Here is a 23,965-nt window from a genome sequence, read left to right as displayed (position 1 = left end):
GCACCAGCCGCACCTACCGCTACGGCATCACCCTCGGCAAGCTTTGTGACGGACGGCTCTTATCTTCCTTCGGGCACTGGCGAAGCCGATGCCGCCAGCCGAGTACAGGATGCCAATGGTCTTGTTACCAGAGAGCGCGATTTCAAGGGCATCACGACCACCACCGACTGGGACGTGTCCCGCCGCCTGCCAATAAGCGTGACCGAGGCGCTGTACGAGCCGGGGGTACGCACGACGACCACCCAATGGCACGCTACCTTCAGTCTTCCGATCGTCATTACCGAAGCCGGCCGCAAGACCGCCTTCACCTACGACGCCCAGGGCAACAAGCTCAGCGAAACCGTCACCGACACCCTGGTCAGTCCCAGCACCACCAAGACCCGAAGCTGGACCTACAACCCGCAAGGCCTCGTGGCGACCGAGACAGCCCCCAACGGCGGGGTCACCAGCTTCACCTATGACACGTCAGGCAACGTGCTCACCGTTGTGCGCCCGCTGAGCCACGTGACCTCATACACCTACGACAGCGCCAACCGCGTGCTCAGCCAGACCGCGCCCAATGGCTTGGTCACCACCTACTCATGGGACGCCCGCGACCGCCTGTTGAGCCAGACCGTCGGCGGCCAGCAGACCACCCAGCTTACCTACAACCCCACCGGCACCCTCGCCACATTGGCGCTGCCCACCGGCCAGGCGTTCAGCTACACCTACGACGCCGCCCATCGCCTGACGGGTTGGCGCAACAAGCAAGGCGAATCCGGTACCTTCACCCTGGATGCCATGGGCAACCGGACGGTCGAACAGATTAAAACCAGCGGCGGCAACATCGCCTGGACCACGGTGAGAAGCGTCAACGCCATCAACCGCGTCAGCACCGCCACCGATGGCGTGAATCAGAGCGTGAGCTTCGCTTATGACGCCAATGGCGAACGCATCACGACCGCCAATGGCCTGAACCAGGCCACCCAGCTCGGCCTGGATGGCTTGCGCCGCGTCACCACCATCACCGACCCGGCCAATGCCAGGGCCACCCTGGCCTACAACGCGCTGGACGACGTCACCGCAGCAAGGGATTTCAAGGGCGTCACCACCAACTACGGCCGCGATGCCCAAGGCAACGCCACGATCGAGAACAGCGCCGACACAGGCCAGCGCGTAGTCGCCTACGACACCCTGGGCCTGCCCAAGACCATCGTCGATGCGCTCGGCCAGTCCACCGCCGTGATGCGCGACCTGCTGGGCCGCCCGACCGTGATCACTTTCGCGGACGGCAAGACCACCACACTCACCTATGGCACCGCTGGCGTGAACAAGGGCTACCTCGCCAGCATCGCCGACCGCAGCGCCACCACGCTCTACACCCGGGACGCCTTCGGGCGCGTCACCCTCAAGAAGCAGACCCTGGCCAGCGGCGCGGTGCAGCAGGTCAGCTACAGCTACCTGGCCAACGGGCTGCCCGGCAGCGTCACTTATCCGGGTGGCAGCGTGCTCACGTATGCGTACGATGCGGTCGGGCGCCTCATTCAGATGAACTGGGCGGGCCAACCCCTGGTCACCAACATCTTCTGGAACCCGTTGGGTCAGCCGTTCAAGTGGCAGTGGGCCTTTGCCGACAGCAATGCGGCTACGAGCTTGGGCGCCCTGCGCACCTACGATACGGCAGGGCGCATGACCGCCACCGAGTTCAGCAGCTACGCTTACGACGCCGCCGGGCGGATCACGAGTCTTACTCAGAACCTTTTCGGGCCCGCTGACACGGTCATTACCAACAGCACGGTGACCAATGCCAACACCAGTTGGAGCGTGACCAATGACCCCGCGGGACGCATGACTGGCTTCAACGTCATTACCCCGGCCACTGCGACCAATCCAGCGAACACAGCCGGCTTCACTTACGACGCCAATGGCAACCGCAAGACCAGCACGAGAGGGATTGGAACGCAAAGCACGAGCAGAACCTACGCGCTGCCCTCGTTCGACACCAACCAAGCGACTGGCTTCAGTCAAACGGTAGGAAGCACGACCACCAGTGTCAACTATGCCTTCAACGCGAACCGTGATCTGACGAGCGACGGACTCAATGGCTTCAGCTACGACGCCGAAGGGCGCCTCTCCAGCGCCACCGTGGGCCGCACCGACAGCAGCCCGACCACGCGATATGCGCATAACGCGCTGGGTCAACGGGTCTTCAAGACCGAGCCGGTGTATCCGGCGCAGGGCACGACGGGCAGCCCGCTGGCAGCGTTCTTCGCGAAGGGCTGGACGCCATCAATGGTAGATGCGGAGAAGCTGGGCTATGCCTTCGTCTACGACGAAGACGGCACGCTCCTGGCCGAGATGGGCACGGGCGGGGCCAACAGTGGGGGCAACACGCAGTACGTGTACCTGCCCACGGCCAGCGGGCCGATGCCCGTGGCGGCGGTGATCAACGGGGTGGTGTATGCGGTGCACAGCGACCACCTGAATACGCCGCGGCGCGTCACCAGCGGCAGCGGACAAGTGATGTGGCAGTGGGCTTACTCGGCGTTTGGGGAGACCGCACCCACAACCGCTGCAAAACGGTTCACGGGGCCGGAGACGGTGCCGACAACCGGAGCAACCACCGCAACCCCGGTGACCTTCAACCTGCGGTATCCGGGCCAGTATGCGGACTCCGAGACGGGACTCTTCTACAACGCCAACCGCACCTATGACCCGAGGACGGGACGCTATACACAGCCCGATCCGACCGGTCTTGATGCTGGCTGGAACCTGTTCGCCTATGCTGAGCTCAACCCGTTGCTGTTCACGGACCCCGAAGGACTGGAAACCATCTACAACGTTGGCCCTGTGTCCGTCGTCGCCTATCCCGGCCCTCCAGCGACTGACTATCGCGCGGAGCACGGCTCAAAAACGGGTGCGGGCCATCATGTGCATACGTTCATCGGAAAGCACGAAGGCCCGCGGTTTTTGACGGGCTCGTTTGCTGTTTACCCGGGTGACGAGAAGCTCTGTGCTGGCCCATTCAAAGACGCATTGGACAAGCTCACTGAGGGCGAAAAGCAATACATCAAGCGTGCGCAGATCCAAGTCTTCAATGACGGGAAACTCGGTAATCGCTTGCAAAATCGTAGACTCCGACTAACGCTGCCTCGAATCATGAGTGGCATGCCAAAGGGACGTGAATGAACTCGAATTCGACAGTCGAACACGCTTACTGGCTCGCCTGTAATGAAGATGCCAAGGTAGCCGCACTTGGTCGCACCGTGCTCGAAGCGTTGGCCGAGCGTGGTTGCTACGGCGCCATGCTTCACTTCCTATCGGTTTATGACCTCGGAAATGGCGGTGTCTCGCCGGATGCTGAAATCGTGGCCAAGTGGATCCGGCGAGCGAAAGATATGCATCCAACGCTGACCAGCGCGGACGATCTGTACGCCGCCGGTGCGCGCTGTTGTTGGGACGCGCGATTTGGTGTGACCAAAGCAGATGCCTTGCATCTGCTTCAGCGCGCTGGCGAATCCGGGCATGCGGATGCACTCTGGGAGATGTACGAACAGACCCGTTATGACAATCCACTTGGCTTTGATCGGTCGCAAGTCCTCAAATCGGCCGCACAAGGACTGAGTGCGCAAGCTCTGGTGGAACTCGCGATGGTGGAGCAAAAAAATGATCGCGAGCGCTCAATGACGCTGTTGCGGGCTGCAGAAGTTCTTGGCAGTTTGAGGGCACGAGAAATGCTTGCCCCGCAAGGAAATTCAGCTTGAAGGTGCCGCCTTAACGCTATCAAATGGGTAACTTTGTGCGCCCCTCGAATTGGCAACGCCGCGCAGACTGACGAGATCATCCGGGCAGGTGATGTGGCACTCGGCTTACTCGGCGTTTGGAGATGGCGCACCCACAACTTCCGTAAAGAGGTTCACGGGGCCGGAGACGGTGCCGACAACCGGAGCAACCACCGCAACCCCGGTGACCTTCAATCTGCGGTATCCAGGGCAATACGCCGATGCCGAGAGCGGGCTGTTCTACAACTACTTCCGCTCTTACTCACCGACCACCGGGCGCTACACGCAGTCCGATCCCATTGGGCTCGCGGGTGGCTGGAACAATGGCATCTATGTCCGTGCCGATCCACTCAACTTCACGGATCCCAAAGGACTGGACACAGCCGTCATGATCGGCGGCCCAACATCGAGCAATCCGGCAGGTCACGTCGCCATTGGCTTCACGGGACAAGGGGTCTATAGCTATGGCAGGGGAACATCGCGAGGGTCCAGTTTGACCGACTATCTCGGCAAGCAATCGGGCTACCGCGATACCACTGTGATCATCATTCCCACGACGCCTGAACAGGAAGCCAAGATGATCGAATCGCTCAAATCATGGGAAGGTGTTCCGCTGCCTGATCCGCTCAGGTCCCCCGGGCAAGCAGCCAATGACACCTGCGCCACTCGGACAAATCAAGCGCTGAACGCTGGAGGTATACGCAGCAGCATCCAGCCGCCGGGCAATCCGTTCCCGTACAGCACTGGCGTCATCGCCGGCCCCTACGGCAAGAGCGAACTGTCTATTAAAAAAAGCAATCCTGTTCCGGCCACCCTGAAGGCGTTTGACCGCAAATGAAAAAACTGCTGCTTGTTCTGCTGTCGGTAGCGGCGATGGTTGTCGGGTGTTCGGATCGTCAGGGCGATCAACCGCCTCCCAAGCGGTCGGGCGAGATGGCGACCAAGCGCGAATACTCCGTGCTCGAAGGAGTTGAATCGCAAGAAAGAAGCCGAGTGCATGCCGGCGCGCCCTTGGTTCGCAAACATGCGTTGGGCTCGGAATACGACGCGGTTGGACTGCCCTCGAAGGGGAGCGATCACGGCTACGTGTGGATCATTGCCAACAGCGACACGCTGCCAGATGTCAAGGTGCTGCCCGAGGATGCACTGTTTACTGTCACTCCAAGTCAAGTGGCCGACGTTGCCAAACAGGTCGTCTTGAGCCAAGAGGTTCAGGACTATTTAAATGCTCATGCGACGAAATGATGCGATGAGGCCTGTAGGCTTACTCTGTTTGCCGAGCTTCAATGGAGGCTCGCCATGACCGCCCGTGGACTGCTGGGGCGACTGGCTTTGGTGAGCTGTGCGATCGCTGTTCTGTATCTCGGTGGTTGCGCCTTCAATCACTCTCGCATAGAAGCTGCCTTCGCAAAAGTCTCTCCAAGCATGACTGAGCGTGAACTCGTCGTACTGATGGGCACACCCCATGAGTTTGATTACGGTCAAAAGGTCAACTCGCTTTATGCGAGCAGCCCGTGCAAATCGCCGTGCGTGCGCAGGGCGTGGTACTACAACCGCCTGCAGCCAAGGGGGTTCGAAGCTTGGTCATTCGAGCTTGCGGATGATGGGCATGTGCTTGCCACGTCGCACTGGCTGTCGCCGTGAGGCCGAGAATCACCCACGAATTGGATGGCGCGTACAGCTATCGGAACCCGTTGAGCTACACGGATTCGATGAGACTTGACCTTTGGAGGCGTGAGCTATGGACTACTTCAAAGGCAGGCAATGAAGGACTTACGGCGTTTTTTAGTGATATGGGCGCCTTTCATCGCTGCCTCTATAACCACAATCGTGGCTTCTCACACGCTGTGGGCAACAGAGTGGTACCGAGGGTATCTCGCGGCACTCGGAGTTCTGTGTTGTCTTCTCGGGGCGCGCGTCCTCGCAAAAACGGGCGTAAGGCGTGGGCCACTAGCTGGTGTCAGCTTCGGCCTTCTTGTTGGTCAATGGTGGCTGGTACAAGCGCTCATCTTGGCTTTCTTCTGGCATAGCAACGGGTTTGCTCCATAGCGGGGTGAACTGCAAGACAGTACCCGAGACTCTCACACAGCGGAAGGTGAGTACTCAATGGAAATCTAGCGTCAGAGCTCGACGGAACCCAATGAACTAGTTCGCCAGCGCGTTCGGAAAGAACAGCTGCTCGCCGCCGATCTTGTAGGCCGCGATGGTTTGCTGACCTGCGGGCGAGATCACCCAATCGACGAACTTCTGCGCGCCCTTGCTGTTGAGCGAGGGGAATTTGGTGGGGCTCACGACCATCACGCCGTACTGGTTGAAGAGCCGCTTGTCCCCCTCGACCAGCACCGCTAGGTCGGCGCGGTTCTTGAAGCTGAGCCAGGTGCCGCGGTCCGCCAGCACATAGCCGCCCGACGAGGCCGCGATGTTCAGCGCCGGCCCCATGCCGCAGCCGCATTCCTTGTAGCCCGTGCCCTTGCGCTCGTTGGGCACCGGCTGCCCGGCTTCAGCCAGGCCGGTCTGCGTCCAGAGTCGGCGCTCGGCCGCGTCGGTGCCGCTCTTGTCGCCGCGCGAAACGAAAGGCGCATTGGCGGCCGCGATTTTCTTCAGCGCGGCGACGATATCGCCGCCCTTCGCAGCCACCGGATCGGCCTTCGGGCCCACCAGCACGAAGTCGTTGTACATCACGGGGTAGCGCCTGGCGCTGAAGCCCTCTGCCACGAACTTCTCCTCGGCCGCGGTGTCGTGCACGAACAGCACGTCGGCATCGCCGCGCTTGGCCATGTCGATCGCCTGGCCGGTGCCCACCGCCACCACCTTGACGTCGATGTCGCTGGCCTTCTTGAAGGCCGGCAGCAGCTGCGAGAACAGGCCCGATTGCTCGGTGGACGTGGTCGAGGCCATGGTGATGGTCTCGGCACACGCGGCACCCGCGGCCAGTAAGAAAACCGCCACCGCCAGCGAGGCGCGGACGCCCGCATTGCCGCTGTGCTTGAAAGACAGACTCATGCCAACTCTCCTTTGACGAACAGGCGGGCCTCTTCCGGCAGCGGCCCATGAAAGAAATCGTGCACGGGCAGGTCGGCCAGCACGCGGCCGTGCTCGAGGTAGACCACGCGGCTGGCCAGCCGCTTCACCTGCCCGAGGTTGTGGCTCGCGAACACCAGCGTGCGGCCCGCGGCGGCTTCGGCGATGAGCGACTCGACCTCGCGCTTGGCAGTAGGGTCAAGGCTGGCGGTGGGCTCGTCGAGCAGCAGCACCGCCGGATGCAGCGCCCACGCGCGCGCCAGCGCCACCCGCTGCTGCTGGCCGCCCGACAAGGCGCGAGCGTTGCGGTTTGCCAAGTCTTCCAGCCCCACGCGCGCCAGCGCCGGAATCGCGGCGCGGCGGGCATCGCGCCAGCGCATGCCGCGCAGCCAGAGCGCTATCGCCACGTTGACCGCCACCGACGCGCGCAGCATGTGCGGGCGCTGGAACAGCATGGCCTGGTGGCGGCCCGGCGCGGCGCTTGTGAAACTCCCCGCCGCATGCGGCACCAGGCCGTGCAGCAGCCGCAGCAGCGTGGTCTTGCCGCTGCCGTTGGCGCCGATCAGCGCCACGCGCTCGCCGGCCGCGATGGTGAGGGTCGCGCCTTGCAGGGCCGCCACGCGCCCCAGCCGGACGTCGACGCCGTACAGCGCAAAGACGGTGGTGTCGGCGCTCGCAAGTTGCACGTGTTCGTTCATGGGCGCGCCTCGGGCCGCCACCAGGCCGCCATGCCGCCGCCTTCGCCGCCCCCGCCATCGACCCGCTCGCGCCAGCCGCGGACCGCGGCAATGGCAAGGTTGAGCACCAGCACCACGCCCAGCAATACGATGCCCAAGGCCAGCGCCAGCGGCAGGTCGCCCTTGCTGGTTTCGAGCGCGATGGCCGTGGTCATCACGCGCGTGAAGCCGTCGATGTTGCCGCCCACCACCATCACCGCGCCCACCTCCGACACCGCGCGGCCGAAGGCGGCGATGAGCACCGTGAGCAGCGCATAGCGCTCGTCCCACACCAGGAGCAGCGCCCGCACCAGTGGCCCGGCGCCGAGCGAGCGCAGTTGCTCGCCGTGCGCACGCTCGGCATCCTCGATGGACTGGCGCGTGAGCGCCGTCACCACCGGCAGCACCAGCACCGTCTGCGCCAGCACCATGGCCTTGAACGAAAAAAGCCAGCCCAGGAAGCCGAGCGGGCCAGAGCGCGACAGCAGGAGGTAAACCACCAGTCCGACCACCACCGACGGCAGGGCCAACAGGGTGTTCAGCAGCGTGAGCAAGCCGGCGCGACCGCGAAAGCGCGCCACGCCCAGCCACGCCCCCAGCAACAGGCCCAGCCCGCAGGCCAGCACGCAGGCGCTGGCGCTGACCGCGAGCGACCGCCCGACGATGGCCAGCAACACCGGATCGCCAGACACGAGCAGTTGCCAGGCCGCGACGGCGCTCTGTGCAAAGGTGTTCACTCGGAGGACTTCATGGGTGGAAGCGCCGCAGTATCGCGGTGTACTTCCAATTACCTATGCAACTCTTTGCATAGGTAGCCATACCCTTGCGCAGATCAGACTGTGTCGAGCGGAAACACGGGTCGGCGCACCTTGGAAAACGGGAACAGGCTGTAGTCGGAACTGGTCACGCCCGGGCTGTCGCACTCGACCAGCGCGGCCGAGATCGGCTCGAACACCGGCCGGCAGTACATGCGCGACTTGAGCAGGAGGAAACGCTCCTTGCGCGGGTCGAGCCCCGCGCATTCGAAAACGCCGATGTCCCAAGGCTCCTGCGTGCGTTCGGTCACCACGATGCGCGCCGCGCCGATATCGAACAGCACCGTGCGTCCCATGCTGCTGCGCTGCCCGGTATAGGTGGGGCCGGTGATCACGTACTCGCCGTTGCCAACGGTGCGCACCGTGCCGGTCAGCATGACGGGCTTCTTCGACAAGCCGATGCCTTCCAGCGACACCTTGTTGCCCAGCGCCACCGTGACCGTGGCGCCCTCGCCCGCCGCGATGAGTTCGCCCACGGCCCCAGGGTCGCACAGCGGGCCCACGCCGATGCCGTCGAGCCCCTGCGCGAGGGCCTCCTGCAGCACGTCCATGGTGTCGCAGCTACCGCCGGACATGCAGTTGTCGCCATGGTCGAGCAGCAGCACCGGACGCGTTGCGCCCTGGGCGATGGCCTTGGCACGCGCCACCGATTCGGCCAGGGGCTCGCTGCGGTAGACGAAAGCCTCGCGCTCGTCCCACATCTGCTTCGCGATGCGATCGGCGGTGGCCTGCGCGCGCTCGTGCGACTTCGCATCGACAACCACCACACTCATGCACGGCGCCTCGATGTCGGACAGCGAGAAGCCGGCAAAGATGGACACCGCGAGCGACTCCGATGTTTCGGCTTCGCGTGCAGCCTCGATGGCCCGCTGCATCGCGCCGGTGAAAGACGCGCTGCGCAGCGTGTGCGCCATCAACGGCAACTGGTGCCAGCGCATCGTGGGCTTGCTTCGTCCTGCGAGCAGATCGAACAGCAGCCGCCCGGCGTGTTCGCCGGTCACGTACATGTCGATGTGCGGATAGGTCTTGAAGCCGACGATCACGTCCGCGTTGCCGACCATCGCGGGCGTGACGTTGGCGTGCAGGTCGAGCGCCACGCCAATGGGCACGCCGGGTGCCGCAGCGCGCAGCCGAAGCAGCAGGTCGCCCTCGCCGTCCGCGCTGTTCTGCGCCACCATGGCGCCGTGCAGGTCGAGCAGGATCGCATCGCAGCCAGGCGCCGCATCGACGATGCATTGCGTGAGCGTGGCGTAGGCCTCCGCGTCGACCGGCCCGCTCGGATTGGCCGAGGCCGAAACCGGCGTGACCAGCGTCGCACCGGCCTGCTCGGCCAGGTCGATGAAGGCCGACATCGCGGTGCGCATGCCCTTGTTGTCCTTGTAGGCCTGCTCTCCGAACGTGGGTCCGTCGGGCCCGAAGGCCGCCAGCGGCGTGGGCACCGGCGAGAAGGTGTTCGTCTCGTGGTTGAGCCTTGCGATCAGCACCTTCATGACGACGCCACTCCCGCGCTTTGCAGCATCGCCTGCAGCAGCACATTGCATCCCGCCTCCAGATGGCCGGGCTGCGCGTCCTCGATCTCGTTGTGGCTGATGCCATCGAGGCAAGGCACGAAGATCATCGCCGTGGGGCACACGCGCGCAAGGTACACCGCGTCGTGCCCCGCGCCGCTGATCACGTTCATCCAAGTCATGCCCTGCGCCTGAGCGGCCTCGCGAATGGCCGACACCAGCGTGGTCGTGAAAGGCTGCGGCGGAAAGTAGACGACCTGCTCCACCGTGGCCTCGACCTTGCCCTTGGCGGCGATGCGCTGCACCGCTTCTTTCAGCTCGGCGTCCATGGTCGACAGCACCACGTCGTCCGCCGCGCGCAGGTCGACACTGAGCTTCACGCGGCCCGGAATCACGTTGCGCGAGTTGGGATAGTTTTCGATCCAGCCGACCGTGCCGCGGCCATGCGGCGCGTGCGCCAGCGCGATGCGGTTGACCTCCAGCACCAGTTCGGAGGCCGCAAGCAGCGCGTCCTTGCGCAGCTCCATCGGCGTGGGGCCGGCATGTGCTTCCATGCCCTGCAGCACCACGTCGTACCAGCGCTGACCGAGGGCGCCCTCGACCACGCCGATGACGCGCTCGTTGGCCTCGAGCACCGGGCCCTGTTCGATGTGCGCCTCGAAGTACGCGCCCACGGGCGATGCCGCGGCCGAGGCCGGTGCGGCGCCCGCATAGCCGATCGACGCGAGCGCCTCGGCCACGCTGATGCCGTCGTTGTCGCGCTGCGCCAACGCATGCTCGAGCGTGAAGGCATCGGCGAAAACGCCCGAGCCCATCATCACGGGCACGAAGCGCGAGCCCTCTTCATTGGTCCACACGGCGATCTCCAGCGGCGCCTCGGTGACGATGCCGGCGTCGTTCAGGCTGCGGATCACCTCCAGCCCGGCCAGCACGCCGTAGTTGCCGTCGAACTTGCCGCCCGTGGGTTGGGTGTCGATATGGCTGCCCGTAACAACCGGGGGCAGCGCGTTGTCACGGCCGGCGCGGCGCGCAAAGATGTTGCCGATCTGGTCGACGCGCACCTCGCAGCCGGCTTCGCGCGCCCAGCGGGTGAAAAGGTCGCGCCCCTGCCGGTCGAGGTCAGTCAGCGCAATGCGGCACACGCCGCCCTTCTCGGTCGCGCCGAGCTTCGCCAGTTCCATCAGCGAGTTCCAGAGGCGATCGCCGTTGATGCGGAGTTGGGTGGATGAGTTCATGGCTTTGCAAAAAGAAGAAGGGGTGCGCAGGCACTAAGCAAGGCCCACGCCCAGATAGCGGTCTTTCACTTCATGGTCGGCCATGAAGGCGGCGTTGCGGGCCTCATGCACGATCACGCCCTGCTCCAGGATGTAGTGGCGGTCGGCCAATTGCACGCAGACTTCCAGGTTCTGCTCCACCAGCAGAATGGCCACGCTGGCCGCCTTGATGAGCTTGAGTTGCGCGACGATCTCTTCGACGATGACCGGCGCGAGGCCTTCTACCGGTTCATCGAGGATCAAGAGCCGCGGATGGTTCATCAGCGCGCGGCCGATCGCCAGCATCTGCTGCTCGCCGCCCGAAAGCTGGCCACCGCCATTGCGGCGCCGCTCCTTCAGGCGCGGAAAGATGCGGTAGATGTCGTCGAGCTGCCAGGGTGAGTCGCGCCGCTGGCCGAGCAGCAGGTTCTCTTCCACCGTCAGCAGCTTGAAGACGCCGCGGTGCTCGGGCACCAGGCACACGCCGCGCGTGGCAATGCGGTGCGGCGGCATGCCCGCAATGTCCGCACCTTGAAAGCGCACGCGGCCTCCGGTGGGCGTGACCGCGCCGGCAATGCTCTTGAGCGTGGTCGACTTGCCCGCACCGTTGCGGCCGAGCAGCGTGACGAGCTCGGCTTCGCCGACGGTCATCGACACGCTCTGCAGCACATGGCTCTTGCCGTAGTGCGCGTGCAGGTCTTCGACCTCGAGGATATTGCCGCTCATGCCTTGCCCCCGGTGATCATGTTGCCCAGGTAAGCCGTGCGCACACGCGCATCGGAGCGAATGTCGCCCGGCAGCCCTTCGGCCAGCACGCGCCCCAGCTGCATCACTGTCACGGTGTCGGAAATGTCCATCACGATATTCATGTTGTGCTCGATCAGCACCACGGTATGCGCATCGCGCAGGCCGCGAATCAGCCGCTTCATGTCGTCCAGGTCGTCGATGCCCATGCCCGAGGTCGGCTCGTCCAGGAAGATGGCCTTGGGCTTCGCGGCCAGCGCCATGCCCACTTCGAGACGGCGTTGCTGGCCATGCGAGAGCTCGCTGGCGGGCACGTCGGCCAGCCGCTGGAGGCCCACTCGCTCCAGCACCTCGGCCACCGTTTCGGCGCAGGCACGTTCGCCGACCGGCGCGCGCCAGCAGTTCATGGCTTGGCGCGGCGCAACGCCTTGCGCCGCCACGCGCAGGTTCTCGCGCACCGAAAGGCTCGCGAACAGGCTGGTCACCTGAAACGAACGCGCCATGCCGCGCTGAACGCGCTTGTGGTCGGGCTCGTGCGTCACGTCGTGGCCGTCGAACAAGATGCGGCCACCCGTCGTGGTGCCGGTGCCCGTGAGCATGTGGAACAGCGTGGTCTTGCCGGCGCCGTTCGGCCCGATCACGGAGTGCACGGTGTTGCGCTTGATCTTCAGGTCGACCCCGCCGAGCGCGGCGAACTTGCCGTAATGCTTGGTGACGCCAATGGCTTCGATGAGTACCGGTTGCGTCATGCCTTTTCTCCCTGCACATGAGGCACGGCCGGCGCCGAAGGCGGCGCCTTGCGGAACACGCGGCGCCATGCCCTTTCGCCCAGGCCCCAGAGGCCGCGCTGCATGCCGATGCTCACGCCGATCAGCAGCAGCCCCAGCAGCAGCAGCCATCGCGGCCACAACGTGGACAGCCAGTCGGCCAGCAACACGTAGAAGGCCGAGCCCAGCACCGAGGCGAACAGATTGCCGGTGCCGCCGATCACGGTAATGACCAGGATCATCTCGCTCGTGTGGTACTCAGCGTTCGATAGCGGTGCGATGCCGGTCATCATTGCGTGGAGGCCGCCTGCAAGGCCGGTCACGGCGCCGGAGATCACGAAGGCCAGCAGCTTGAAGCGCTTGAGGTTGTAGCCCACCGCGGCGGCACGGTCCTCGTTGTCGCGAATGGCGAGCAGGGTGCGGCCGAACACCGAATCGGTCACGCGCAGCAGCAGGCCGAAGGCGATGAGGAACATCACGGCCACGAAGGCGTAGTACTTCCAGGGCGTGTCCATGAAGGCGGGGCGCGGCACGTCGAGCAGCCCGTTGTCTCCACCCGTGAGCCCTGAAGCGGTGTACGCCACGAAATAGAACATCTGCGCAAAGGCCAGCGTGAGCATCACGAAGTAGGTGCCGCGCTGACGGATGGCGACCCACCCCACCACCGCTGCACCCAGTGCGCCCATGGCAACGGCAGCAAGCAGCGCGAGCGGCATCGGCAGCTGCAACCGCGTGAGCAGGATCGCGATGGTGTAGCTGCCGAGCCCGAAGAAGATGCCCTGCCCGAACGACAGAAGCCCCGTGTAGCCCTGCAGCAGGTTGCAGCCCAGCGCGGCAAGTGCATAGATCAGCACCTCGCTCGCGAGCGAACCCGAGCGCAGCACCAGCGGCAGGCCCAGCGCGACGATCAGCGCCAGGAGGAAAGTGATTTTTCTTGGCATGGGGTGTTTCATGTGCTCCGGCCAAGCAGGCCATGCGGGCGCAGCAGCAGCACGGCCGCCATCGCGATATAGATCATCAGGCTCGCCCCCGGCGGCCAGATGGTGCTCATGAGGCTTTGCACAATGCCGATCAGCAAGCCGCCGACCAGCGCGCCGCCGAAGCTGCCGAGCCCGCCGATCACCACCACCACGAAGGCGACGCCGAGTGCCTCGACGCCCATGAAAGGCTCGGCCCCGCGGATCGGCGCCGCCAGCACACCGGCCAGCGCCGCCGTGGCCGCACCCAGTGCGAACACCAGGCTGAACACGCGGAACACGTTGATGCCGAGCAGCGAGACCATCTCGGTCGATTCGCTGCCCGCGCGCACCGCGCTGCCCAGGCGCGTGCCTTCGAGCACCCACCACAGCAGCACCGCCAGCACGGCGGTGAAGCCGATCACGAACAACCGGTACTTGGGATAGATGAAGCTGCCCCACATCACCACGCCCTGCAGCAGGTCGGGCGTCGCCACGCTGTTGCCCAGAGGCCCCCAGAACACGATGACGATCTCCTGCACCGCCAGCGCGAGCCCCACGGTCACGAGAATGTGGAACTCGTGCGCCTTGGCATACACGCGGCGCAGCAGCAGCTTCTCCGCGAGCCAGCCAAGCCCGCCCACGAGAAGCGGCACCAGCACCAGTGCGGCCCAGAAGTCGAGCCCCCACTGCATGGCCTGAAAGCACAGGTAGGCACCCAGCAGATAGAAAGCCCCGTGCGCAAAATTCACGAAGCGCAGCAGGCCGAACACGATGGACAAGCCAACGGCCAGCAGGAAATACAGCATGCCGATGCCGATTCCGTTGATGGTCTGGAGCAGGTAGACGGTCATGGGCGCGCCGGTATCCTTGGCGGCCTCAGGCCAGTTTGCAGCCGGTCTTGTCGAGGGGGAGGAAGGACTTGCCCGAACTCACCACCTCGACGAAGTCGGCCGGGTTCTTCATCTTCGACTTGGCCTTGCCCTTGAGCAGGTAGTAGTCCTTGATGACCTGGTGGTCTGCCTTGCGGATTTCCTCGGTGCCCGTGAGGCCGTCGTACTTCATGCCTTCGAGCGCCGCGATCACGGCCTTCTGGTCGACGGTGCCCGCCTTCACGATACCGTCGATGAGGATCTTGGTGCAGACATACGAGCCTGCGAGGCTGTAGTTGGGCACGATCTTCAGCTTGTCGGCCGTGAGCTTCACCAGGTCCTTGTTGAGCGTGGTGTCGGCCGTGTGCCAGTACTGCGCACCGAAGTAGACGCCGTCGCACAGGTCGGCGCCCAGTTCGTCGAACTGCTCCAGCCCCGAGGCCCACGCAATGAGGATCGTCATGTTCTTGTGCATGCCGAAGCTCACCGCCTGGCGCAGCGCGGCCGACGACTGCGCGCCGAAGTTAAGCAGCAGCAGCACGTCGGGCTTGGCGGCCATGGCGTTGGTGAGGTAGCCGCTGAACTCTTTCTCGTTGAGAGAGTGGTAGCTGTTGCCCACGTGCTCGATGCCCTTCTCCTGGAAGATGTTCTTGGCCGCGCCCAGCAGGCCTTCGCCGAAAACGTACTGCGGCGTGATCGTGTACCAGCGCTTGGCCTTCGGCATCGAGGCGATCAGCGGACGCACCGTCTGCTCGACGGCGCCGAAGGTGGGCACCGACCAGCGGAAGGTGGCGGGGTTGCAGTCCTTGCCCGTGATCTCGTCCGCACCCGCGGTGGTGATGAAGATGCCGCCGGCCTTCTCGGCCTCCTTGCCCATGGCCAGCGCTTCCGACGACAGGATGCCGCCCGCGAAGAACTTGGCGCCCTGCTGCTGCGAGGCTTCCTGCACCTTGCGCACGGCGGTGGCCGGCTTGCCTTCGGTGTCCAGCACCGTGTAAGCCAGCGGGCGCTTGAGCACGCTGCCGTATTGCTCGATAGCCAGCTTCATGCCCAGGTCGGCAAACTTGCCGTTCGCCGCGAAGGCACCCGACATCGGAACCGGGCAGCCGAAGCGGATCGCGTCGGCCGATTGGGCGAAGGAGGCGCGGCCACCCAGGAGCGAAGCGGGAGCGGCCGACAAGGCGGCAAGCTGAAGAAGGTGTCTGCGTTGCATGAAATTCTCCGGACGTGGTTGGGAGGTAAGGGAAAGTGCGGCCTGAGGTCGGCAGCGAATTTAAGCGGATAAATAGGATTAATATGCTGGTAAAAACCCGCTAGCAATGGCCGTGCCAAAATCCGGGAAGGCCGGGCCCGATACCTGCTCCAAGTGCCCCCATCACTCTCGAAATGACTGTTCACGCATGAAATCGCCGCAGGACGCCATGACCTTTGGGCAAAACCGCCCCAGGCGGCAAAAGCTCTCCGATGTCATCGTCGAGGACGTCAAGCGCTGGATCGTTGCCGAGCGCAAGCAGCCGGGCGACCGGCTGCCGAACGAGAAGGAATTGATCGAGCTGTTCGGGTATTCAAAGAGCACGGTGCGCGAGGCACTGAAGGCGCTCGAGGTGCGCGGACTGATCTCCATCCGCACCGGCCCCGGCGGCGGCGCCTATCTACAGCAGGTGTCGGTCGACCATGCGTCGGAGCCGCTGCGCAACTTTCTGCACTTTCATCACCTGGACGGGCACCACATCTACCAGCTGCGCAAGGTGCTGGAGCCCGAACTGGCGGTGAGCGTGGTCGGCAAGTTGACGCCCGAACATTTCGAGCGCCTGGAAGCCAACGTGCGCCTTTGCACTCTCGAGCCAACCAACGAGGACGAGCTGCGCACGCAGCGCGAGGCCGAGCTCGCGTTTCACACGATGCTGGCGGAGGCCTGCCCCAATCCGGTGCTCTCCTTCATGTGCCGCTTCTTGAATGACTTGCTGCGCGACCTGGTGGTCTACAAGAAGGCGCTGGACCATCACCACTTTGGCGAGGCCAATGTCGACTATCACACGCAGTTGCTGTCGGCCTACCGAAGGGAAGATGCGGAGGAAGTCCGTCGGTTGATGGCCGAGCACATGGTCGATGCCGAGGCGCACATGCATGAGATGGAGGCGCACATCGGGGCCAAGCATCTGTTGCTGCCTAGCGGGCAGCGTTGATTCAGGGCGCGTGCACAGGACATCGGGTGCTCCCCTCCGCGAATGTCCCCCGCCCTTCGGGCTCCTCCTTTATTTCGCTGCGCGGAGCACCCGATGCCCTGCGCACCAGGGCACGCTGCCGGTCTGCGGCGATCAACGACTGCCCCGAACAACGAGCACGCTGATGAGGTGCCTTGCGCAGCGAATTAAAGGAGGAGCCGAAGGCGGGGGACATTCGCGGAGCAAGGTACCCCATCGGCGGGATCGCACCCCAAATTCAGGCATGCGCTTTCTCCAGGCACTCCTGAAACGCCAGCACCGCGCGTGATGGCTTAGGCGAACGCCGCAGCAAGCTCACGAACCGGCACACATAGTTGAATCGCGCCGGCAACACCGCCTTCATCAGCCCACGCTCCTCGAACACCTGCGCGTAGTGGTCGGGCAAGAAACCGAGAAAGCGCCCCGACAGAATCAGCGTGGCAATCGCCTCCTGGTCGAACCCCGTGGCCTTGCGCGAGAGCTTGGCCCGGTGGCTCAGTTCCATGTTGGGCGAGTGGTAGCCCAGGCCCGCGAAGTGATGCTCACGCAGCTTCGCCCATGTGAGCTTTGCGTTGTTGCTGCCGAAGAGCGGGTGCCCGGCACCGCAATACAGCAGCATCGTCTCGTCGAAAAGGTCCGCATACACCAGGCTCTTCGACGCGCGGTGCGCCGGAATAATGCCGATCTGGAAGTTGCCCTCCAGCACGCCCTGTTCTATCGAGTTGATCGAGCCCACGTGCACCGCCAGGTTCACCTCGGGCGCAATCTCCGTGAAGCGCGCAATCGCCTCGCCAATGCGCGCCTTCGGGTTGGTGGCCGTCTTGTCGAACAGCGCCACCTCCAGCTGTCCGCCCATGCGGTTGTGGATGTCGTCGATGCTGCCGCGAAAGGCATCGACCGAGGCCAGCAGACGCAGCGTCTCGTCATAGACGCGCTGCCCCTCGGCCGTGAGCGCAAAGCCGGCTCGCCCGCGTCGGCACAGCACCAGCCCGAGCCGCGTTTCCAGGTCTTTCACGTGCCGGCTCACGGTGGAGGTGCCGATGTTCAGCTCCAGTTCCGCAGCTGCCATGCCGCCGCAGTCGACCACGCTCTTGAACACCTTGAGCAGGCGGAGGTCCATGTCGCTGAGCTGCCCCAATACGGCGCGGTTCCGTGTACCCGGGGCACCGTTCTGGGCATTGCTTCGGGTCTTGGCCTTTACTTGCATAAAACGTCAAGTGAACATTGATATTGCGCCATTCTCCACACTGAAGGCCTTGCCAACAATCGGCACACCTCATCACCCTCTTTGGAGCCCGCCCCGCGGGAAGCGCCATGACCCTTGCCACACCCGCCATCGAACCGACGCCCGCCCTGCGCACCGACGCCGCCTGGCTCGACGCGCACTGGATGCCCTACACCGGCAACCGCAACTTCAAGGCCGATCCGCGCATGATCGTGGAGGCCAAGGGCGCCTACTTCACCGATGGCGACGGCCGCAAGATCTTCGACGGCCTGTCGGGCCTCTGGTGCTCGGGCCTCGGCCACGGCCGCCCCGAAATCACCGAGGCGGTGAGCCGCCAGATCGCCAAGCTCGACTACTCACCCGCCTTCCAGTTCGGCCACCCGCTCTCGTTCGAGCTGGCCAACAAGATCAAGGACCTGACGCCCGCGGGCCTGGACTACGTGTTCTTCACCGGCTCGGGCTCGGAAGCCGCCGACACCTCGCTCAAGATGGCGCGCGCCTACTGGCGCACCAAGGGCCTCGCCAGCAAGACGCGCCTCATCGGCCGCGAGAAGGGCTATCACGGCGTCAACTTCGGCGGTATTTCGGTGGGCGGCATCGCGGCGAATCGCAAGCTCTTCGGCCAGGGCGTGGAAGCAGACCACCTGCCGCACACGCAAATTGCAGCCAACGCCTTTACGCGCGGCATGTCCGAGAACGGCGCCGAGCTGGCCGACCGCCTGCTCGACCTGATCGCGCTGCACGATGCATCGAACATCGCGGCCGTGATCGTGGAGCCGTTCGCGGGTTCTGCCGGCGTGGTGATTCCGCCCAAGGGCTACCTGAAGCGGCTGCGCGATATCTGCACCGCAAACAACATCCTCCTGATCTTCGACGAAGTCATCACCGGTTTCGGCCGCTGCGGTGCGCTCACGGGTGCCGAAGCCTTCGGCGTCACGCCCGACATCATGAACATCGCCAAGCAGGTGACCAACGGCGCGCAGCCGCTGGGCGCGGTGATTGCCAGCAAGGAGATCTACGACACCTTCATGGCGGCCGGCGGTCCCGACTACATGCTCGAATTTCCGCACGGCTACACCTACGGCGCGCACCCGGTGGCGTGCGCTGCAGGCATCGCCGCGCTCGACGTACTCCAGAAGGAAGACATGATCGGCCGCGTGAAAACGCTCGCTCCGCATTTCGAGAATGCGGTGCACAGCCTCAAGGGCAGCAAGCACGTGACGGACATCCGCAACTACGGCCTGGCGGCGGGGCTGACCATTGCGGCGCTCCCGGGCGAACCCGCGCGCCGACCCTACGAGATCGCGATGAACTGCTGGAAGAAGGGCTTCTACGTGCGCTACGGCGGCGACACCATCCAGATTGCACCGCCCTTCATTTCCGAGAAGGCCGAGATCGACCGCCTGGTCAACGCCTTGAGCGACGCGCTCGCGGAAACGGCCTGACGCACGGCAGCAGGCGGGCAATGGGCGGCTCTGCATAATGAGCCGGCCTCCATTCCCGCCCGCCAGCCCCCGTGCATCAGATCGACCTTTCCTACGCGATCCGTCCCCGCCGCAGCGGTTCGCGGCAGATCCGCAATCCCCTGATGCAGATGCTGCAGGCGGTGCGCGAGCACGGCTCCATCTCGGCCGCCGCGCGCGGGCTCGGCCTTTCCTACCGCCATGTGTGGGGCGAGCTCAAGCACTGGGAACAGACGCTCGGCCGTTCCCTGGTCCAGGGCGAGCAGGGCCAGCGCGCGCAGCTATCCGAATTCGGCGACAAGCTGCTGTGGGCCGAGCGCCAGGCCCAGGCCCGGCTGGCGCCGCAGATCGAGGCGCTGCACGCCGAACTGGAACGCGCCTTCGCCCTCGCCTTCGACGACCGCACCCACGTGCTGAGCCTGCAGGCGAGCCACGACGATGCGCTGGCGCTGCTGCGCACGCATGCGGCCGGCACCGCGCAGCTGCACCTGGACATTCATTTCACCGGCAGCGTCGATGCGATCCGCGCGCTCAATCAGGGCCGCTGCGTGATGGCGGGCTTTCACACGCTGGAGCATCCGCCGCGCGGCTCGCTGGCCCAGCGCACGTACCAGCCGCTGCTCAAGCCGGGGCAGCACAAGCTCATCGGCTTTGCGCGGCGCACGCAGGGCCTCATCGTGGCAGCGGGCAACCCGCTGCGCTTGCGCTCGCTGGCCGACGTGGCACGGCTGCGGGCGCGCTACGTCAACCGGGCAATCGGCACCGGCACGCGCGTGCTGCTCGATGAACTGCTGGCGCAGGCCGGGCTCGATGCCTCGGCCCTCGCAGGCTACGAACGCTGCGAGACCTCGCACGCGGCCGTGGCGCATGCGGTCGCGTCGGGCCAGGCCGATGCCGGGCTCGGGCTCGAATCGGCGGCGCACGCCGAGGGCTCGAGCTTCGTGCCCCTGGTGCACGAGCGCTACCACCTCGCCTGCCTCAGGTCGGCGCTCGACCAGCCCGCCATGCAGGCGCTGTTGGCCGTGCTGCGCAGCGAGACCTGGCAGCACCTGCTGGGCACGCTCCCCGGCTACGACACCGCGGCCAGCGGCGAAGTGCAGTCGCTGCGCGCGCTGCTGCCCTGGTGGACCTTCCCGCGCAAGAAGAAGCACAGCCACTAAAGGGCCGCAAAAGCACATGGGTTAAGGTTGAGCCCATGACGACAGCCGCAGTGCACAGCGACATTCCTGCCCGTCTCGACCGCCTGCCATGGTCTCGCTGGCATTGGCGCGTGGTGATCGCCCTGGGCGTGGCCTGGGTGCTCGACGGCCTCGAGGTGACGCTGGTCGGCTCGATTGGCGCCGTGCTCGAGCGGCCCGACACGCTGGGGCTCAGCGCGGGCCAGATCGGCTGGTCGGGCTCTATCTACATCGCGGGCGCAGTCATCGGTGCCCTGCTCTTCGGCCGCCTGACCGACCGGCTCGGGCGAAAGAAACTTTTCCTGGTCACGCTGGTGGTCTACACCGTAGGCACGCTGGCCACCGCGTTCTCGCCGGACTTCGCCTTCTTCGCGTTCTGCCGCTTCGTCACGGGCCTGGGCATCGGCGGCGAATACGCGGCCATCAACTCGGCCATCGACGAACTCATTCCTGCGCGTGTACGCGGCCGCGTCAACCTGGCGATCAACGGCAGCTTCTGGATTGGCGCGGCACTGGGCGCCGGGCTCAGCCTGGTGCTGCTCGATGCGCGCGTGATCGGGCCGGTCTGGGGCTGGCGCGCAGGCTTCGCACTGGGCGCGGTGCTGGCGGTGGCCATCCTGCTGGTGCGGCGCAACGTACCCGAAAGCCCGCGCTGGCTCATGGCGCATGGCCGCGCCGACGAGGCGCAGCGCATCATCGAAGACATCGAAGCCCAGGTCTGCGCGCAGCACGCCCCGCTGGCAGTGGCCGAAGGCCGCGTGGCCTACGCCGGCGGGCGCCACCGCAGCCCGTCGATGCGCGAGGTGGCGCACGTGCTGCTACGCCGCTACCGCGAGCGCAGCGTGGTCGCGGTGGCGTTGATGGTGTCGCAAGCCTTCTTCTACAACGCTATCTTCTTCACCTACGCGCTGGTGCTTACGCGCTTCTACGGCGTGGCTGAGGACAACGTGGCGCTCTACATCTTTCCGTTCGCGCTTGGCAACGTGCTGGGGCCCCTGCTGCTGGGTCCGCTGTTCGACAGCGTGGGCCGGCGCAAGATGATCGCGCTGACTTACGTGCTGGCCGGCGTCGCACTCGCGCTCACCGGCTGGGCCTTCATGATGGGCTGGCTCGATGCGCGCAGTCAGGCACTGTGCTGGTCGGCGGTGTTCTTCCTGGCCTCGGCCGCCGCGAGCTCGGCCTATCTCACCGTCAGCGAAGTGTTCCCGCTCGAGATGCGCGCCATGGCGATTGCGATTTTCTACGCCATCGGCACAGGCGCGGGCGGCTTCGTGGCGCCGGTGCTGTTCGGCGTATTGATCGAAACTGGCAGCCGCGGCGCGGTGATGGTGGGCTACGCCATTGGCGCGACACTGGTCATCGTCGCGGGATTGCTGGCCCTGCGCTATGCGGCCGATGCGGAGTGCAAGCCGCTGGAGGAAGTGGCGCCGCCGCTCTCATCAGGCGGCATTCCCTAGCGACGCCGAGGGTGAGTCACAGGCTGCAGGTCCGGAAACCGAAGAAGCCCTCGTCGCGGCCCGGCAGCGCAAATCCGCGACGGTGCGCCGAACGCAGCCTGGCGCGGGTCGCGAAGGAGGCGCCGCGCAGCACGCGCGCCTTGCCGAACGCGGCGGCAGGATCGAACTCGCCGCCCGCGCTCCAGGGATCTGCGCGAAAGCCCGGCCAGGGGCGCAGCGTGTTGGCCGTCCATTCGTGCACGTCGGCCCAGCGAAAGCCGCGCCGTGCCGCGGTCAGCGCAGCGATCTCCCACTCGACTTCGGTCGCGATGCGCCGGCCGGCCCACCTGGCCCAGGCATCGGCCTCCCACCAGCTCAGGTGCACCGCGCTGTGGTGGCCGGCCGCTCGCACCGTGGCGCCGAAACGCTGCTGCAGCACGGAGCCGCCGGTGCCATGGCGAGCGGCGCCGATCTGCTCGACGTGGCGCGGCCCGCGCCGCCCCTCGATCTGCGAAGCCAGCCAGCGCCAGCCCTCAGGCTGCCAGAGCTCCTCGCGGTCGTAGCCGCCTTCGTCGACAAACTCGATGTACTGGTTCCACGTGACGGGCTGGGCATCGATCTCGAACTCGGGCACATCGACACGGTGTGCGCCGCACTCCTGCGCAAAGGCAAAGCCGCATCCCTCGGGCAGGCCCATCTCCCATCGGGTGGCGGGCAGCAGCAGCGGCTCGCGCGTGACGGCGGCGGGCGCCGGCTCGATGCCCAGCGGCAGCCCCAGGGTCTGAGCCATCACGATGAACTGCTCGCCGCGCAGGTCCTCGTGGAACAAGGCAAGGCGATAGAAGTACAGCCCCGGATCGGTCTCGGCCGCATGCTCGAGCAGTTCGAGCGTGCTCTCCAGCGTTTCGAGCAGATAGGCCTTGGTTTGGCCGAGGTCCGGCAGGCCAGGCAACCAGAGCTGCGCACGCGACGCTTGAGTCGGGTTCCACCATTCGTCGGCATTGGGATCGATGGCAGCCAGCCGGGTCGGACGCACCGGACACTCGGCACCGAACGCCCGCTGCGTGTTGCGCCCGATCCACCATTCGGCGAACCAGCCGATGTGCCCCGCCAGCCAGATGGGCGGCACCACGCTGGCGTCGTCGCCGGGTGCCACGGAGAGCGCGGCCGAACCCAACGCCTGCTCGTAGAGCGACAAGAGGTGGAGTGTGTGGTTGCGCGCGTCGATGAGCGCCAGCGACAGCAGCTCGCGGCCCGCCCGCTGCATGTCGGGCGAATCGATCGAGTGCGATAGGGAAAGCGGCGCAGCCATTGCCTCATTATGGTGCTCAGGGAAACCCCCCGATGGCCATCAGCGGCCACTCAGCATAGCCGCGTTAACATCGCAGGCTTTGTGCCGCTCGCCCACAAGGCAGCACACTTTTTGTCATCTGGCCGGGAGACCCCCTTGTCCGCACTTCTCAAGTTTTCGTTCTGGATGGACTGGATCAGCAGCCAACTCGGCAAGGTTGCCGCGTTCACGGTGCTCTCCGCGGCGCTGATTTCCGCCGGCAACGCCTTCGTCCGCTTCGGCCTCAATACCAGCTCCAACGCCTGGCTCGAAATCCAGTGGTACCTGTTCGCCGCCACGGTCATGCTGGGCGCACCGGTGGTGCTCAAGCTCAACGAACATGTGCGCGTGGACATCATCTACGGCAAGCTGAAGGGCCATGGGCCGGTCTACGTGGATCTGTTCGGCCTGCTCTGCTTTTTGCTGCCGGTGATGGGCATCATCGCCTGGCTCAGCTGGCCGCTTTTCTACAGCATGCTGCTGTCCGGCGAAATGTCGAACAATTCGGGCGGACTGATCCGCTGGCCCGCCATGCTGCTGTTGCCGCTGGGCTTTGCCTTGATGTTCCTGCAGGGCGTGTCGGAGGTGATCAAGCGCGTGGCCTACCTGATGGGCCTGATCGAGATGGACACGCACTACGAGAAGCCGGTCCAGTGAACTGGACCCACCCCCGAAGCGGCTCACTTCGTGTAGCCGCCTCCCCCTCGAGGGGGCAA

General features: G+C 65.2%; 22 protein-coding genes. 10 read left to right on the top strand and 12 right to left on the bottom strand.

Annotated features, from left to right (window positions below):
- Positions 1–45 precede the first annotated feature (45 nt).
- The 5 genes from J2X92_RS22520 to J2X92_RS22500 all read left to right on the top strand — a co-directional run bounded on the left by J2X92_RS22520 (position 46) and on the right by J2X92_RS22500 (position 5,405).
- The gene (locus J2X92_RS22520) at positions 46–3,168 is read left to right on the top strand and encodes an RHS repeat-associated core domain-containing protein (RefSeq protein ID WP_307578899.1); all 3,123 of its coding nucleotides are present in this window, start codon (positions 46–48) and stop codon (positions 3,166–3,168) included.
- Positions 3,165–3,743 (top strand): hypothetical protein, encoded by a 579-nt coding sequence (locus tag J2X92_RS22515; protein WP_307578897.1) that lies wholly within the window; start codon positions 3,165–3,167, stop codon positions 3,741–3,743. The genes J2X92_RS22520 and J2X92_RS22515 overlap by 4 nt, the downstream gene beginning before the upstream one ends.
- A 202-nt stretch (positions 3,744–3,945) precedes the next feature.
- Positions 3,946–4,599 (top strand): RHS repeat-associated core domain-containing protein, encoded by a 654-nt coding sequence (locus tag J2X92_RS22510; RefSeq protein ID WP_307578895.1) that lies wholly within the window; start codon positions 3,946–3,948, stop codon positions 4,597–4,599.
- Positions 4,596–5,006 (top strand): hypothetical protein, encoded by a 411-nt coding sequence (locus tag J2X92_RS22505; RefSeq protein ID WP_307578893.1) that lies wholly within the window; start codon positions 4,596–4,598, stop codon positions 5,004–5,006. The genes J2X92_RS22510 and J2X92_RS22505 overlap by 4 nt, the downstream gene beginning before the upstream one ends.
- A 54-nt stretch (positions 5,007–5,060) precedes the next feature.
- The gene (locus J2X92_RS22500) at positions 5,061–5,405 is read left to right on the top strand and encodes a hypothetical protein (protein ID WP_307578891.1); all 345 of its coding nucleotides are present in this window, start codon (positions 5,061–5,063) and stop codon (positions 5,403–5,405) included.
- Between the two features lie 501 nt (positions 5,406–5,906).
- Here J2X92_RS22500 and J2X92_RS22495 read toward each other — a convergent pair.
- From J2X92_RS22495 to J2X92_RS22450, 10 genes are all read right to left on the bottom strand, one after another.
- A complete protein-coding gene (locus J2X92_RS22495) occupies positions 5,907–6,764 on the bottom strand; it encodes a substrate-binding domain-containing protein (protein ID WP_307578889.1) in 858 nt (285 codons plus the stop codon).
- Positions 6,761–7,480 (bottom strand): ABC transporter ATP-binding protein, encoded by a 720-nt coding sequence (locus J2X92_RS22490; protein ID WP_093018432.1) that lies wholly within the window; start codon positions 7,478–7,480, stop codon positions 6,761–6,763. Before J2X92_RS22490 ends, J2X92_RS22495 begins: the two co-directional genes overlap by 4 nt.
- A complete protein-coding gene (locus tag J2X92_RS22485) occupies positions 7,477–8,235 on the bottom strand; it encodes an ABC transporter permease (protein ID WP_307578887.1) in 759 nt (252 codons plus the stop codon). Before J2X92_RS22485 ends, J2X92_RS22490 begins: the two co-directional genes overlap by 4 nt.
- 95 nt (positions 8,236–8,330) lie before the next feature.
- Positions 8,331–9,803 (bottom strand): M81 family metallopeptidase, encoded by a 1,473-nt coding sequence (locus tag J2X92_RS22480; protein ID WP_307578885.1) that lies wholly within the window; start codon positions 9,801–9,803, stop codon positions 8,331–8,333.
- Positions 9,800–11,056 carry a Zn-dependent hydrolase gene (locus J2X92_RS22475; protein WP_307578883.1) on the bottom strand — a complete coding sequence of 419 codons (1,257 nt, stop codon included), beginning with the start codon at positions 11,054–11,056 and terminating at the stop codon, positions 9,800–9,802. The genes J2X92_RS22480 and J2X92_RS22475 overlap by 4 nt, the downstream gene beginning before the upstream one ends.
- 33 nt (positions 11,057–11,089) lie before the next feature.
- Positions 11,090–11,800, bottom strand: a complete 711-nt coding sequence (locus tag J2X92_RS22470; protein ID WP_307578881.1) for an ABC transporter ATP-binding protein — start codon at positions 11,798–11,800, stop codon at positions 11,090–11,092.
- Complete coding sequence (locus J2X92_RS22465; protein WP_307578880.1) at positions 11,797–12,567, bottom strand: ABC transporter ATP-binding protein; 771 nt, start codon at positions 12,565–12,567, stop codon at positions 11,797–11,799. Before J2X92_RS22465 ends, J2X92_RS22470 begins: the two co-directional genes overlap by 4 nt.
- Positions 12,564–13,526 carry a branched-chain amino acid ABC transporter permease gene (locus J2X92_RS22460; protein ID WP_307578878.1) on the bottom strand — a complete coding sequence of 321 codons (963 nt, stop codon included), beginning with the start codon at positions 13,524–13,526 and terminating at the stop codon, positions 12,564–12,566. Before J2X92_RS22460 ends, J2X92_RS22465 begins: the two co-directional genes overlap by 4 nt.
- A gap of 8 nt (positions 13,527–13,534) precedes the next feature.
- A complete protein-coding gene (locus J2X92_RS22455; protein ID WP_307578875.1) occupies positions 13,535–14,395 on the bottom strand; it encodes a branched-chain amino acid ABC transporter permease in 861 nt (286 codons plus the stop codon).
- A gap of 25 nt (positions 14,396–14,420) precedes the next feature.
- Positions 14,421–15,626, bottom strand: coding sequence for an ABC transporter substrate-binding protein (locus J2X92_RS22450; RefSeq protein WP_307578873.1), 1,206 nt, complete (start codon positions 15,624–15,626; stop codon positions 14,421–14,423).
- Positions 15,627–15,813: 187 nt separating this feature from the next.
- Between J2X92_RS22450 and J2X92_RS22445 the strand changes: the two genes are divergently transcribed.
- Positions 15,814–16,599 (top strand): FadR/GntR family transcriptional regulator, encoded by a 786-nt coding sequence (locus tag J2X92_RS22445; RefSeq protein WP_307578871.1) that lies wholly within the window; start codon positions 15,814–15,816, stop codon positions 16,597–16,599.
- A 256-nt stretch (positions 16,600–16,855) separates the two neighbouring features.
- Here J2X92_RS22445 and J2X92_RS22440 read toward each other — a convergent pair whose 3' ends face one another.
- A complete protein-coding gene (locus J2X92_RS22440; RefSeq protein WP_307578870.1) occupies positions 16,856–17,824 on the bottom strand; it encodes a LysR family transcriptional regulator in 969 nt (322 codons plus the stop codon).
- Positions 17,825–17,931: 107 nt separating this feature from the next.
- Here J2X92_RS22440 and J2X92_RS22435 point away from each other — a divergent pair, with 107 nt between their 5' ends.
- The 3 genes from J2X92_RS22435 (at position 17,932) to J2X92_RS22425 (ending at position 21,940) form a co-directional block, all read left to right on the top strand.
- A complete protein-coding gene (locus tag J2X92_RS22435; RefSeq protein ID WP_307578868.1) occupies positions 17,932–19,287 on the top strand; it encodes an aspartate aminotransferase family protein in 1,356 nt (451 codons plus the stop codon).
- A gap of 71 nt (positions 19,288–19,358) precedes the next feature.
- Positions 19,359–20,465 carry a substrate-binding domain-containing protein gene (locus J2X92_RS22430; protein ID WP_307578866.1) on the top strand — a complete coding sequence of 369 codons (1,107 nt, stop codon included), beginning with the start codon at positions 19,359–19,361 and terminating at the stop codon, positions 20,463–20,465.
- Positions 20,466–20,500: 35 nt separating this feature from the next.
- A complete protein-coding gene (locus tag J2X92_RS22425; RefSeq protein WP_307578864.1) occupies positions 20,501–21,940 on the top strand; it encodes an MFS transporter in 1,440 nt (479 codons plus the stop codon).
- 16 nt (positions 21,941–21,956) lie between these two features.
- Here J2X92_RS22425 and J2X92_RS22420 read toward each other — a convergent pair whose 3' ends face one another.
- Positions 21,957–23,231, bottom strand: coding sequence for an SUMF1/EgtB/PvdO family nonheme iron enzyme (locus tag J2X92_RS22420; RefSeq protein ID WP_307578860.1), 1,275 nt, complete (start codon positions 23,229–23,231; stop codon positions 21,957–21,959).
- A 135-nt stretch (positions 23,232–23,366) separates the two neighbouring features.
- On the opposite strand from J2X92_RS22420, the gene J2X92_RS22415 reads away from it, so the two are divergent.
- A complete protein-coding gene (locus tag J2X92_RS22415) occupies positions 23,367–23,906 on the top strand; it encodes a TRAP transporter small permease subunit (protein WP_307578858.1) in 540 nt (179 codons plus the stop codon).
- Positions 23,907–23,965: the final 59 nt, after the last annotated feature.

The sequence above is a fragment of the Variovorax paradoxus genome (assembly GCF_030811855.1).
In the GTDB taxonomy this organism is placed as follows: Bacteria; Pseudomonadota; Gammaproteobacteria; order Burkholderiales; family Burkholderiaceae_C; genus Variovorax; species Variovorax paradoxus_L.
Note: the sequence above shows the minus strand (reverse complement) of the source record. Positions and strands in the feature narration are given on the sequence as shown.